The sequence below is a fragment of the Bacillus atrophaeus genome (assembly GCF_039519175.1).
Taxonomy (GTDB): Bacteria; Bacillota; Bacilli; order Bacillales; family Bacillaceae; genus Bacillus; species Bacillus atrophaeus.
Map to the genome: position 1 here is coordinate 409700 of NZ_CP154443.1, position 13261 is coordinate 422960.

At 43.4% G+C, this 13261-nt stretch carries 17 protein-coding genes and 1 riboswitch; all 17 genes read right to left on the bottom strand.

Annotated features, from left to right (window positions below; translation table 11 throughout):
- Window positions 1–3: 3 nt before the first annotated feature.
- A complete protein-coding gene (sufB, locus tag AAHT65_RS02205) occupies window positions 4–1401 on the bottom strand; it encodes a Fe-S cluster assembly protein SufB (protein ID WP_003327026.1) in 1398 nt (465 codons plus the stop codon).
- A 20-nt stretch (window positions 1402–1421) separates the two neighbouring features.
- Window positions 1422–1865: a Fe-S cluster assembly sulfur transfer protein SufU gene (sufU, locus tag AAHT65_RS02210; RefSeq protein ID WP_003327025.1), complete on the bottom strand. Its 444-nt coding sequence runs from the start codon at window positions 1863–1865 to the stop codon at window positions 1422–1424.
- Window positions 1855–3075, bottom strand: a complete 1221-nt coding sequence (gene sufS / locus AAHT65_RS02215; protein ID WP_343310915.1) for a cysteine desulfurase SufS — start codon at window positions 3073–3075, stop codon at window positions 1855–1857. The genes sufU and sufS overlap by 11 nt, the downstream gene beginning before the upstream one ends.
- On the bottom strand, window positions 3075–4388 hold the full coding sequence (sufD, locus tag AAHT65_RS02220) for a Fe-S cluster assembly protein SufD (RefSeq protein WP_003327023.1): 1314 nt from the start codon (window positions 4386–4388) through the stop codon (window positions 3075–3077). Before sufD ends, sufS begins: the two co-directional genes overlap by 1 nt.
- A gap of 17 nt (window positions 4389–4405) precedes the next feature.
- Window positions 4406–5191, bottom strand: a complete 786-nt coding sequence (gene sufC / locus AAHT65_RS02225) for a Fe-S cluster assembly ATPase SufC (protein WP_003327022.1) — start codon at window positions 5189–5191, stop codon at window positions 4406–4408.
- A 180-nt stretch (window positions 5192–5371) separates the two neighbouring features.
- Window positions 5372–5524 carry a hypothetical protein gene (locus AAHT65_RS02230; RefSeq protein ID WP_106034020.1) on the bottom strand — a complete coding sequence of 51 codons (153 nt, stop codon included), beginning with the start codon at window positions 5522–5524 and terminating at the stop codon, window positions 5372–5374.
- 191 nt (window positions 5525–5715) lie between these two features.
- Window positions 5716–6057, bottom strand: a complete 342-nt coding sequence (locus AAHT65_RS02235; protein ID WP_370499861.1) for a carboxymuconolactone decarboxylase family protein — start codon at window positions 6055–6057, stop codon at window positions 5716–5718.
- Window positions 6058–6185: 128 nt separating this feature from the next.
- Window positions 6186–7004, bottom strand: a complete 819-nt coding sequence (gene metQ / locus AAHT65_RS02240) for a methionine ABC transporter substrate-binding lipoprotein MetQ (RefSeq protein ID WP_343310916.1) — start codon at window positions 7002–7004, stop codon at window positions 6186–6188.
- A gap of 13 nt (window positions 7005–7017) precedes the next feature.
- Window positions 7018–7686 carry a methionine ABC transporter permease MetP gene (gene metP / locus AAHT65_RS02245; RefSeq protein ID WP_010789871.1) on the bottom strand — a complete coding sequence of 223 codons (669 nt, stop codon included), beginning with the start codon at window positions 7684–7686 and terminating at the stop codon, window positions 7018–7020.
- The gene (gene metN, locus AAHT65_RS02250) at window positions 7679–8704 is read right to left on the bottom strand and encodes a methionine ABC transporter ATP-binding protein MetN (protein ID WP_088117930.1); all 1026 of its coding nucleotides are present in this window, start codon (window positions 8702–8704) and stop codon (window positions 7679–7681) included. Before metN ends, metP begins: the two co-directional genes overlap by 8 nt.
- Before the next feature lie 107 nt (window positions 8705–8811).
- Window positions 8812–8918: riboswitch (SAM riboswitch) on the bottom strand.
- A 118-nt stretch (window positions 8919–9036) separates the two neighbouring features.
- A complete protein-coding gene (locus tag AAHT65_RS02255; protein WP_010789873.1) occupies window positions 9037–9381 on the bottom strand; it encodes an SCP2 sterol-binding domain-containing protein in 345 nt (114 codons plus the stop codon).
- Between the two features lie 107 nt (window positions 9382–9488).
- Window positions 9489–9809, bottom strand: coding sequence for a thioredoxin family protein (locus AAHT65_RS02260; RefSeq protein ID WP_343310917.1), 321 nt, complete (start codon window positions 9807–9809; stop codon window positions 9489–9491).
- Between the two features lie 20 nt (window positions 9810–9829).
- Window positions 9830–10183 (bottom strand): toprim domain-containing protein, encoded by a 354-nt coding sequence (locus AAHT65_RS02265; RefSeq protein ID WP_003327013.1) that lies wholly within the window; start codon window positions 10181–10183, stop codon window positions 9830–9832.
- A gap of 74 nt (window positions 10184–10257) precedes the next feature.
- Entirely contained in the window at window positions 10258–10494 is a 237-nt protein-coding gene (locus AAHT65_RS02270) for a YusG family protein (RefSeq protein ID WP_003327012.1), read from the bottom strand.
- A 61-nt stretch (window positions 10495–10555) separates the two neighbouring features.
- Entirely contained in the window at window positions 10556–10939 is a 384-nt protein-coding gene (gene gcvH / locus AAHT65_RS02275) for a glycine cleavage system protein GcvH (protein WP_003327010.1), read from the bottom strand.
- Between the two features lie 64 nt (window positions 10940–11003).
- On the bottom strand, window positions 11004–11360 hold the full coding sequence (locus AAHT65_RS02280) for an arsenate reductase family protein (protein WP_003327009.1): 357 nt from the start codon (window positions 11358–11360) through the stop codon (window positions 11004–11006).
- 112 nt (window positions 11361–11472) lie between these two features.
- Entirely contained in the window at window positions 11473–13257 is a 1785-nt protein-coding gene (locus AAHT65_RS02285; RefSeq protein WP_010789874.1) for an acyl-CoA dehydrogenase family protein, read from the bottom strand.
- Between the last annotated feature and the right edge of the window lie 4 nt (window positions 13258–13261).

The window sequence follows — 13261 nt, forward strand, 5'->3', positions numbered from 1 at the left end:
TGATTAACCGATTGAACCTTCCATCTCGAACTTAATCAAGCGGTTCATTTCAACTGCGTATTCCATCGGAAGCTCTTTTGTGAATGGCTCGATGAAGCCCATAACGATCATTTCTGTTGCTTCTTCTTCAGAAATGCCTCGGCTCATCAAGTAGAAGAGCTGTTCTTCAGATACTTTTGAAACCTTCGCTTCGTGCTCCAATGAAATGTTATCGTTTAAGATTTCATTGTAAGGGATCGTATCTGATGTTGATTTGTTATCCATGATAAGTGTGTCACATTCGATGTTTGAGCGTGCGCCTTCCGCTTTGCGTCCGAAATGAACGATACCGCGGTAAGTCACTTTTCCGCCTTGTTTCGAAATGGATTTTGACACGATCGTAGATGACGTATTCGGTGCAAGGTGAATCATTTTCGCCCCTGCATCCTGGTGCTGCCCTTTACCGGCAAGAGCGATAGATAGTGTCATACCGCGCGCGCCTTCTCCTTTAAGGATGACAGCAGGGTATTTCATCGTCAATTTAGAACCGATGTTTCCGTCCACCCATTCCATCGTTGCGTTCGCTTCGCAAACCGTACGCTTCGTCACAAGGTTGAAGACGTTGTTCGCCCAGTTTTGAATCGTCGTATAACGGCAGTAGCCGCCTTTTTTGACGATGATTTCAACAACCGCACTGTGAAGTGAGTTTGTTGTGTAAACAGGCGCTGTACAGCCTTCTACGTAATGAACACTCGCTTCTTCATCCACGATGATTAACGTACGTTCAAACTGACCCATATTCTCAGAGTTGATGCGGAAATACGCTTGAAGCGGTGTATCCACTTTCACGCCCTTAGGCACGTAGATGAAAGATCCGCCTGACCATACAGCTGAGTTAAGCGCCGCAAACTTGTTATCAGTCGGCGGAATCACTTTTGCCCAGTGCTCGCGGAAAATATCTTCATTTTCTTTAAGCGCGCTGTCTGTGTCTTTGAACACGATTCCTTGAGCTTCAAGGTCTTCTTTCATGTTGTGGTAAACCACTTCAGATTCGTACTGCGCAGAAACACCCGCAAGGTATTTTTGCTCAGCTTCAGGAATTCCAAGCTTGTCGAACGTTTGCTTAATTTCTTCCGGCACTTCATCCCAAGAACGTTCCGAACGCTCAGACGGTTTCACGTAGTACGTAATTTCGTCAAAGTTAAGGGCGTTCAAATCTCCGCCCCATTGAGGCATCGGCATGTTGTAGAAATGCTCAAGAGATTTCAGACGAAAGTCAAGCATCCACTGCGGCTCATCCTTCATGCGAGAAATTTCTTCTACGATTTCTTTTGTCAATCCGCGCTCTGAACGGAAAATGGAAACGTCTTTGTCGTGAAAACCGTATTTGTATTCACCAATATCAGGCATTTTTTTAGCCATCCATTTTCACTCCAATCCTTTTAATTGCCGCCTTCTTCGCCAGCGACTCCTTTTTCAAGTGCTTTCCATGAGAGGGTGGCACATTTTATACGGGCAGGGAATTTTGAAACGCCTTGAAGGGCTTCAATGTCCCCGAGATCTATAGATTCATCATACTCTTTGCCTTGCATCATGTCAGAAAAAATCTTCGACATCCGCACGGCTGTTTCAATATCTTTACCTTTGATGGCCTGCGTCATCATGGAAGCGGATGCCATGGAAATGGAACAGCCTTCCCCTTCAAACTTCGCCTCTTCCACGATGTCTCCGTCAAGTTTCATTGTCAGTCTGATTCGGTCGCCGCATGTCGGGTTGTTCATATCTACGACAATGCTGTCATCCAAAACGCCCTTGTTTCGCGGGTTCTTGTAATGATCCATGATTACCTGTCTGTACAATGTATCTAGGTTTGCATTAAAAGACATTTGTAAAATACTCCTTTGTCTTTTGAAGTGCTTCCGCCAGTTTATCAATTTCTTCTTCTGTATTATACAGATAAAAGCTCGCTCTCGCAGTAGCTGATACATCCAGCCATTTCATCAGCGGCTGCGCACAGTGATGTCCGGCTCTGACTGCTATGCCCTCTGAATCAAGAACAGTCGCTACGTCGTGCGGATGAACGTCTTCAAGATTAAATGTGACCAATCCCGCACGTTCTTCTGGCCCGTAAATCGTTACGCCGTCAAGCTGACGGAAGCGTTCAAGCGCATAGGATGCAAGCTTATGCTCATGGCGGGAAATCTCATCGAGCCCGATCTCTTCAAGAAAATCAATCGCAGCGCCTAAACCGATCGCGCCCGCGATAATCGGAGTGCCCGCTTCGAATTTCCACGGAAGCTCTTTCCAAGTCGATTCGTATAACCCTACAAAGTCAATCATTTCGCCGCCGAATTCAGCAGGTTCCATGTTTTCAAGCAGGGCTTTCTTTCCGTAAAGCACACCGATACCTGTAGGGCCGCACATTTTATGGGAAGACAGTGCAAAGAAGTCGCAATCGAGATCCAGCACGTCAATTTTGATGTGAGGTGTGCTTTGCGCCCCGTCGACTACGATAATAGCCCCGTTATCGTGAGCGATTTTGGCAATTTCTTTAATTGGATTAATCGTGCCGAGCACGTTGGACACATGCGAAACGGCGACAATTTTTGTGTTGCTTGTCACTGTCTGCTTGACGTCCTCCAAAGAAAGCGTGCCGTCTTCTTGAAGCGGTATATATTTCAAGGTTGCGCCTGTTGCTTTAGCCGCCTGCTGCCAAGGAATGATATTCGCATGATGTTCCATATAGGTAATCACAATTTCATCGCCTTGTTTCAAGTTGGCGCGGGCATAGCTGAGTGCGACCATATTGAGTGAAGTCGTGGTCCCTTTCGTAAAAATGATCTCCTGCATGGATGATGCATTAATAAACTTCCGGACTTTTTCACGCGCTCCTTCATAACCGTCTGTCGCTTTTGTTCCAAGTGTATGAACACCACGGTGGACGTTGGAATTGTAATGGTTATAATACTGGTCCACTGCTTCAATAACAGCACGCGGCTTCTGGGAAGTCGCAGCGCTGTCCAAATAGACGAGATCATGTCCGTTCACTTGCTGATGAAGGATCGGGAACTGTTCCCGAATATCTGTGATATTCATTACTTCACTTTCCTTTCGATAACAGAAACAAGCTGTTTCTTAACGCCTTCAATCGGAAGTTCTTTTACTACCGGCGCAAGGAACCCGTAAATGACTAAGCGTTCTGCTTCTTCTTTAGCGATTCCGCGGCTCATCAAGTAGTAAAGCTGAATCGGATCCACACGGCCGACAGATGCCGCATGTCCTGCAGTTACATCGTCTTCGTCAATCAAAAGAATAGGGTTTGCGTCTCCGCGCGCTTTTTCGCTGAGCATAAGCACACGGGATTCTTGTTCCGCATTTGCTTTAGACGCGCCGTGTTCGATTTTGCCGATTCCGTTAAAAATCGAAGAAGCGGCATCCTTCATCACGCCGTGCTTCAAGATATAACCTTCTGAAGCCTTACCGAAATGAATGATTTGCGTCGTAAAGTTTTGTGTTTGTTCTCCTCTTCCGACAACAACGGTTTTCGTATCGCCGTATGTGCCGTCTCCGTAGAGGTTTGTAGTATTTTCAGAAATGGTGTCGCCGTCATTCATCAAGCCGAGCGCCCACTCAATTTTGCTGTCGCGTCCGCGTGCAGTGCCGCGGCGGTTCACGTATGTTGTCACACCCGCAGATAAGTTATCAACCGCACCGTACGTCACGTTGGCATTATCACCTGTGATGACTTCACTGATAATGTTGAATACAGCTTCTTTAGGGTTTACCGTACTGATGTAGTTTTCCACATAAGTGACTGAGCTATGATCTTCAGCCACAATCAGCACGTGGTTAAATAGTGTCGTGTCATTGCTTTCGTGCACATAAACAGCTTGAACCGGCGTCTCCACCTGAACATTTTTCGGAACATAAAGGAATGCGCCTCCGTTAACGAGTGCCGCGTGAAGAGCTGTTAATTTATGCTCATCTACTTTCACGCCGTCCTTCATAAAGTATTTTTCAACTAAATCGCTGTGCTCGCGCGCAGCCGTCAGAATATCTGTGAAAATAACGCCTTTGTCTTTCAGCTCTTGTGATAAAGAAAGATAAGCCGGCGTCTGATCACGCTGAACATATAACGTTTTATCAGCATTTTCAACGTCAATCAGCGCTTTTACTTCATCGGTCAAGTCTTCTAATGAAGATAAAGGTGCATTGTCTACTGTATGTTTGTCAAACTGCGTAAAGTTCCAGTTTGTGATTTTTGTTTTGTCAGGCTTTGGCATCGGCAGATCCTCAGCTTGTTCAAGAGCCTGTAAGCGCAGGTTTTTCAGCCAGGCAGGTTCTTGCTGCTTTTCAGAAAAGCTTTTGACATATTCCTGATCTACGGATAGTTTTGTTTCTAATGTCATGTTAATCCCCCTAACGCTTACGCTTCTTGGCCAACAGTTTCGTCTTCAATGCCAAGTTCTTGTTTAATCCAGTCATAACCTTCTGCTTCAAGGCGCTGTGCAAGCTCTGCACCGCCTGATTTGACAACGCGGCCCTGCATCATTACGTGAACGACATCAGGCGTGATGTAGTTTAACAGACGCTGATAGTGGGTAATCATCAGGCAGCCGAAGTTCTCACTGCGCATTCTGTTGATGCCTTTTGATACGACTTTAAGAGCGTCAATATCAAGACCTGAATCGATTTCATCAAGAATTGCGATTTTCGGCTCAATCATCATAAGCTGAAGGATTTCGTTGCGTTTTTTCTCACCGCCGGAGAAACCTTCGTTAAGATAACGCTGTGCCATTTCCGGATCCATCTCAAGGAATTCCATATTTTCGTCCATTTTGCGGATGAACTTCATAAGAGAAATTTCATCGCCTTCTTCTCTGCGCGCATTGATCGCAGAACGAAGGAAGTCGGCGTTTGTCACACCGCTGATTTCACTAGGATATTGCATTGCCAAGAAAAGGCCTGCTTGAGCACGCTCGTCCACTTCCATTTCCAGGACATCTTTGCCGTCAAGCGTAATGCTGCCCTTCGTTACCTCGTACTTCGGATGGCCCATAATTGCAGCTGACAATGTGGATTTACCTGTACCATTCGGTCCCATTACAGCGTGGAACTCTCCGCCTTTTATTTCAAGGTTTACCCCTTTTAAGATCTCTTTTCCTTCGATTTCAACGTGAAGATCTTTTATCGTTAATGTTGAAGCAGCCATATCTATACCTCCAGAAATATATAATCATTATTCTCATTTTATTCTCATTCTAATTTTATAGCAAATGAAAAGTAAATACAACTTTAAAAATTGATTTGATTGAACGGTCTCAAGTGTAACAAAGATCAGCGCTTTATTAAAGCCGCTTAAATAGAAAAAGAGTGGAATCCCACCCTTTTGTTAAAGATTGATTTTCTCATTAAGCTGCTCAGAAAAGTGTTTGCTTTTCTCATAATCAAGCTCGCGCTGCCGTTCAACTTCCATCCTTGCGTCCAGCCGGCGGCTGTATTCTCCGTATCCGATGCCGTATGTTTTGTGCATCGCTTTTTCCATTTCCGCCGTATAGTCCAAATCAAGTTTATCCTGGCTGCTGCAAATAATGAATCAATCCCTTCAAGTATTTGCTTCTATTTTATCAATGATACAGCATCTCTTCAAAGAGGCTGAGACTTGATATGAAGTCACATAAACCATATACGTCCCGTCAGGTTAAACGAGAAAGGATTTTCGGAATATTCCTGCTATTAATGCGTTGTGCTGCCAAATTCCTGAATACATTGCTGCACAACCGTTACGCCTTGGCTTAATGCGGCGCCGCCTCCGAAAGCAGCCGCGACGCTGACTGTTTCGAGAATGTTTTCCTCAGTCGCTCCTTGATCAATGCAGCCTTTCGTATGGTAGATCATGCAGTATTCATCTTGGGCATGAATGCTGATTCCAAGAGCGATCAGCTGTTTTTCCTTTTCAGTCAGTGAATTGGCCTCAAAACACTGCTCAGTGAATTCATTAAATTTTCTTCCCATCATCGGCATTTTTTGTTCAAAAGTGCCTAAACCTTCTTTATATTGTTTTAAGGCGTTCTGCATGCTTCCACTTTCATTATATTGAGTCAACAAATATCCCTCCAGCTCGATTAAAATTCCTTTTTATTATGAACCGCTTTTAGGAAATTACACAAAAAACCCCGGATTTTCATCATCCGGGGGTTTGATTCTTATTCAGCTACTGGAAGCACAGATCCATCGTATTTTTTATCAATGAAGTTTTTAATTTCTTTAGAATGAAGAACTTCCATTAAAGCTTTAATTTTTTTAGAATCTTCTTCACCTTTACGGACTGCAATGATGTTGGCATACGGATTGTTCTTTGTAGACTCAACTTCAATCGCATCTTTTTTAGGATTTAATTTATTTTGAATCGCATAGTTCACGTTAATGAAGGCAGCGTCTCCTTCTTTGTTTTCATATGCTTTTGCAGTTAATTCAGGTGCGATTTTCTTGAACTTAAGATTTTTCGGATTTTTTGTGATGTTTTTCTGTGTCGCATCCACTGCTTCTACTTTTGAATCCAGCGTAATTAATCCGCCGTTTTGAAGCATTGCAAGCATACGTCCCTGCTCAGCCACGTTATTTGTTAAAATAATCGTCGCGCCGTCTGGAAGATCTTTTAATGATTTATACTTTTTAGAGTAAATACCGAATGGCTCAAGGTGAACCGCGCCGGCATTCACAAGGTTGTAATCTTTATTTTCTTTGTTTTCTTGGTCAAGATAAGGAACATGTTGGAAGAAGTTTGCATCAATTTCTTTTTCCGCCAACGATTTATTGTACATTTTATAATCGCTCAGCACTTTTACTTTTAGCGTGTAGCCTTTTTCTTTTAGCAGCGGCTCTGCTTCTTCGAGAATTTCCGCGTGCGGTGTTTTTGTCGCAGCAACGACAATTTCTTTTGAATCACTTGCATTATTTGATCCGCAAGCAGCCATAACCCCTGCAAAAACAATAAGTAGTGCGCCTAAAAATAACTTTTTCAATGTAAATCCTCCCTTATCGTTTATCTATTATATTCGTTATCAAATCACCGATAATCTGAAGAATAAAGACGATGATCAGAATAAACACAGTTGCAACTAGTGTGACATCACCATTATTTGATTGATAGCCTTCAACATACGCCAGGTTTCCAAGTCCTCCCGAACCGATCGCGCCGGCTATTGCTGTAGAGCCGATCAATGCGATGGCAGTGACTGTAATACCTGAGATAAGCGCCGGCATTGATTCCGGCAGCAGCACCTTAAAGATAATGGTTGATGTTTTTGCGCCCATGGATTTGGCTGCTTCAATCACACCTTTATCCACCTCGCGCAAGGCAATTTCGACAAGACGGGCATAAAATGGCGCCGATCCGATCACCAGTGCCGGCAGAGCCGCATTCGGACCTAAAATCGTTCCTACTAAAATCTTAGTAAAGCCCAGTAATAAAATAATTAAGATAAGGAATGGAATGGATCTGAAAACATTGACAACCGCCGCAATCACACTGTTAATCGCTTTATTTTGCCACAAGCTTCCTTTAGCTGTAAGAAAGAGCAGCAACCCGAGAATGATACCGATAATAAAAGCGAAGAATAAGGAAATCAGCGTCATGTACAGCGTTTCATACGTTGCGCTCCATAGTTCTGTCAAATCAACGTTCGGAAACCATTTTTCAAACATTCGTGATCACCTCTGCTTCCACCTGTTTGTCTTTAATAAACCGGATCACGTTTTGTACTTCTTCGTTTTCTCCGTCAATATGGATAAAGAGAGAGCCGTAAGCCCCATCCTTCGTTTGTGAGATTTTCCCTTGCAGAATATTAACGTCTACATTAAAATTCCTGATCATCTCTGTAATGAGAGGCTGTTCTGCAGCTTCTCCGACAAAGGTGAGCTGAACAGTTTTCCCTGATGTATTTTCATCAAGGAAATGCTGGATCGTTTCCTTTGTTTCTTCCGGTTCTGTCACTTGCTGTACGAAACGTTTCGTCATTTGTTCCTTCGGATTTCTGAAGACATCGAGTACATCGCCTTCTTCCACAACTATACCGTTTTCCATAACAGCCACCCGGTTGCAGATTTTGCGGATTACATGCATTTCATGCGTAATCAGCACAATGGTCAGACCGAGTCTTTCATTTATATCGGATAAGAGAGCCAAAATTGAATCTGTCGTTTGCGGATCAAGTGCGGATGTCGCTTCATCGCAAAGGAGAACCTTCGGATTGTTGGCGAGCGCTCTTGCAATCCCGACACGCTGCTTTTGTCCGCCGCTCAACTGTGATGGATACGATTTTTCTTTTCCTTCTAAACCTACCAGTTTAATAAGTTCATCGGCACGCTTGATTCGGTCGCTTTTTTTCACGCCGGCGATTTCTAACGGAAACATAATGTTATCTCTCACCGTACGAGACCAAAGCAAATTAAAATGCTGAAAGATCATGCTGATTTCTTGGCGGGCTTTTCGCAAGCCGCGGCCGTTTACTTCATTTATTTTGCTGTCCGCTACTTCCACGATGCCTGAGGTTGGTTTCTCAAGACCGTTAAGCAGACGGATCAAGGAGCTTTTACCCGCTCCGCTATATCCAATAATTCCAAAAATCTCACCCTTATTTATTGAGAGGGTAACATCTTGGACAGCGTTGACATCCCCATGTTTCGATTTATACACTTTTGAAACATTCTGAAGATTGATCAAAGCAATCACCTGCCTTAACACTATTCTAAGAAATCTTCCGGCGATTATTCGGCAAAAGAAAAGCCTTTCTGCACACATGAGCAGAAAGGCTTCTTTTCATCGCCTTTCTCTCATCTTCCAAAGCGAATCGCTTTGTGTGAATTGGCACCATTTCAACAATGTTGATGGTTGCCGGGCTTCATAGGGCACTTCCCTCCACCTCTCTTGATAAGAGAAATATATAGTTCTTTTTACGTCCGGAAATTCTTAATGTAGAATAGCATGGCAAATCATATGATGTCAATAAAATAAATGATGCCATCTTTTTCTATAAAATTATGAATATTCTAGTTTTATGCTTTTTGAACCCTCTGGAAAAAACCGTTTGTCAGCCAGAGGATGGCTTCAAGCTTGAGCAGCGCTCTAAAAGATCCCTTCACTTTCAGGCTTCCGCTTTGAATTAAATTTTGAAGGGAAATATCTCCATGCAGCAGATGAATGATCTCCGCTTGATTTCCATAAAAGGTCAGGTTGGACGTTTTGGGCTGAGAAATTTTTTTCATTTCTCCCCGTTCGTTTATCGAGAAGGTAAAAGCTTCTGTCTCACCTTGAAAGGTGATAAGCAGGGTTGAAGCATTCAATAGGGGTTTTAAAAACAGACGCTGATACTCTTCCTCTAACACTTCCGTTTTTTCCACTTGTACAACCTCCTATTCATTGGTCATACATACACATTTCTCTGCGGGCAGCTAGAACCCTCTATAAAACGAACGACATTTTCCATACTTATTTCCCGAGAAATATGTCATAAACGGGATGTATTGGAAGCTTTTTGTTTAATCATATCGTATAGGTAGGAAACAGAGTGAAAAGCATAACCTTTTTCAACCACTTTTCCATTTTTGAAAAGAAGAAAACAAGGAACACTTTCAATCTTGTAGGCTTTTGCGAATGTCGGAGAATAGTTTACATTGTTTTTATAATAGGCGACTTGCGGCAGCATTTCTTCAACAACAGACAGCATTTTGCCCGCGAGCTGGCAAGTGCCGCAAAAAGGAGTATATAAATATAGGAGATAGACGTCTTCTTTTATCAATTCGAGCTCTTGCTCTTGAAGTTCTTTCATTTGATTCAAACACCTCGGGTTTATCCATCAAGAAAATTTGTATGAACATTGATATTTGCGCGAAGTAATACGGAAGCAATATGACGGCTCGGCGCTGCCGCCACCTCTTTGAACGTTCTGTCGATATATAAATGGCAGGCGTCGGGCAATTCTCTCTTCAGCTGTTTTCTCAATTTCTCTCCGGATTCATCTGCATCAACCAAAATATACACATCTTTATCATAAAGCTGATCAGCAAGTTCTTCCAGCTTCGTCTGGCCGAGCGTTCCGTTTGTACACACAATACACGCAGATTCATTGAGGACGCTTTTGATTTTTTGCTTATCGGATTTCCCTTCAACTATAATGACTTTTTGTAAATCGTCCAATATCATTTGCCATCACCTGTCACATCAATTTTGAAGCGCTCAGATTGTAAAAGAAGGCAGTGAATATCACCGCCAACACATTAACACCAGCCGTTTTCATAGTCGCAATCCACGTACTTCGCGTCGCTTCCTGAAACTGCATCGGCTGTCTTATAAAATTTTTCATTTTCAAATGAAAAACCGGGTTTAAGCTCGTATTCATTCATGCCTGTCATTTGGCCAATCATTTCATCCTCATGGTATAACGACAGCCGGCCGTTTTGAAAGCGGCCTGTTACATGATCTGTCACATCAAACCTTTGTTTGCCGATAGCCATATTGGACACCTCCCATAAAATTAGAGTATCCAATTGACTGCACGGTTATCCGATGAAGCGATTAGTCTTCCTGTGTCATTTCATCGTATTGCTCTGATGTCATTAGGCTTTCAATTTCAGACGCATCAGAAGGTTCTACGACGATCATCCATGCCTTTTCGTAAGGAGATTCGTTTACAAACTCAGGGCTGTCGTCAAGGTCTTCGTTTACTTCTACCACTTTTCCGTTAATCGGCGCGTAAAGTTCTGATACCGTTTTAACAGATTCTACACTTCCGAAAGGCTCGTCCGCTTTAATTTCAGCGCCGACTTCTGGCAGCTCGACAAATACGATGTCGCCAAGCTCGGATTGGGCAAAATGCGTAATTCCGATTCTGACTTTTTCTCCTTCAACTTTTACCCACTCGTGTTCTTCTGAGTAACGCAAATCTTTAGGTGTGCTCATGTAAATCCCTCCATTTTTTTACTGCATATAATAAGAAGATACCATAATTCTTTAAAAACTTACATTACATCCAGTTCTTTTCGAATTGATCTTCTTTAAAACCAACCGTCACTTTTTCTCCGTCTGATGTAATCGGGCGTTTCAACAGCATACCGTCTGAAGCGAGAAGCTCAAGTTGCTCATCTTCCGACATGTGATACAATTTTTCCTTCAAATTCAGTTCACGGTATTTCAAGCCGCTCGTATTAAAAAACTTCTTTAGCTCCAGTCCGCTTTTTTCATAAAGCGCCTTGATTTCTTCTTTGCTTGGAGTCTGTTCTGCAATATGTATCTCGTTTATTTCTTTGCCGTGCTCTTCAAGCCATTTTTTCGCTTTGCGGCACGTTCCGCATTTAGGGTACCAGTAAAAATTCAATGACATCTTCTTCTTCACCCCCAGTAAATGATCGAGGTTATTTTAACATAGATTGTTTTAAAAACCTAAAACGTTGCTTACATGAAAAGTGCCCCGAAAAACCGGAGCACTTTGTGAGTTACACGATATATTTTTCCGCTTGGAAAATGCCTGACGCTGCTTCGCGTTTCTTCCGGATGACATTTTTCGGCGTGATACGCGTTAATTTGCGCAGCGCGGAAAGCATCATGCGAAGTGCGTCTCCTTCTTCCATTGCAATCAGTGATTCTTTCGCGTGTGCTTCAATTTCATTTAAGGCTTCTTGTGTGAAAATTTCCGTATACATCAGCTTTTGCGCGGCTTTTTCTTCCCCATGCGCCGCGATGGCTTTTTCAGTTCTGAGCACCGCTGATTCTATTGCATACACAAGGCTGACAATGTCTGCGATGTTGACAAGCACTTCTTGTTCCTGATCAATGGATTTGCCGTATTTTTGCGCGGCAAGCCCGGCGGTAAGCAGAGCAATTTTTTTCGCCTGTCTGACGATATATTTTTCCTGTTCCAACGCACCGCTTCCCGGTTCTTCCGGCATGAGCATCATCAGCTCTTCTTGAAGTGCCTGGGCTTTTTCGAACAGCGGCAATTCTCCTTTTATTGCTTTTTTCAAAAAGGTGCTAGGCACAATCATGCGGTTGATTTCATTTGTTCCTTCAAAGATCCGGTTGATCCTTGAATCACGATATGCCCTTTCCACTTCATATTCCTGCATAAATCCGTAGCCGCCATGGATTTGAACGCCTTCATCCACAATGTAATCAAGCGTTTCAGAACCGAAAACTTTGTTAAGAGAACACTCGATGGCATATTCGGCGATTGATTTTGCTACTTGCCTTCCATCCTTTTGATCTTCCTCTGTCAGAACGCTCATGTTTTCTTCAAACAATCCGACGGTTCTGTATACTGAGCTTTCCATTGCGTATAGCTTTGAGGCCATAGTGGCGATTTTCTCCTGTGTGAGCGCGAAACTTGAAATTGGCGTATTGAATTGGCGGCGCTGATTCGCATAAGCTGCTGACAGCTCGATGATTCGTTTGGAAGCGCCGATCGTCCCGACCGCCAGCTTATAGCGCCCGATATTTAAAATATTAAACGCGATGATGTGGCCTTTGCCGATTTCTCCAAGAAGATTTTCCTTCGGCACCTCTGCCTGATCTAAAATAAGCGTTCTGGTCGAGGACCCTTTAATCCCCATCTTCTTTTCTTCAGGGCCAGTGGACACGCCCGGATAATCTTTTTCCACAATAAACGCGGAAAACTTGTCACCGTCTATTTTGGCATAAACGACAAACACATCGGCAAATGCTGAGTTGGTGATCCACTGCTTCTCTCCATTGAGAATATAGTGAGTTCCCGCTTCATTCAAGACGGCGGTTGTTTTGGCGCCGCGTGCATCAGAACCGGAGCTGGGCTCAGTCAGTGCATACGCCGCGAATTTATTGCCGGAAGCCAAATCAGGCAAATAGGTTTCCTTCTGTTTTTGAGTTCCGAAAAAGACGATCGGCAATGAACCGATTCCGACATGGGCGCCATATGAAAGCGAAAAGCTGCCCGCCCGTGAGAATTTTTCCGTAATCAGCGCTGAGCTGATTTTATCAAGTCCGATCCCGCCGAATTCTTCCGGTACATCCGCTCCGAGCAATCCCAGATCGCCCGCTTTTTTCAAAAGCCTGACAGAGTGCTCAAACTGATGGTTTTCAATTTCGTCTACAAACGGGAGCACATCATTGACGATATAGTCCTCCGTTGTTTTCGCAATCATTTTATGTTCGTCTGTGAAATCCTCCGGTGTGTAAATTTGATCATATGTGACATCCTCTATTAAAAAACTTCCGCCCTTTTGCACTTTCACCGCTTCATGTTTCATTGTT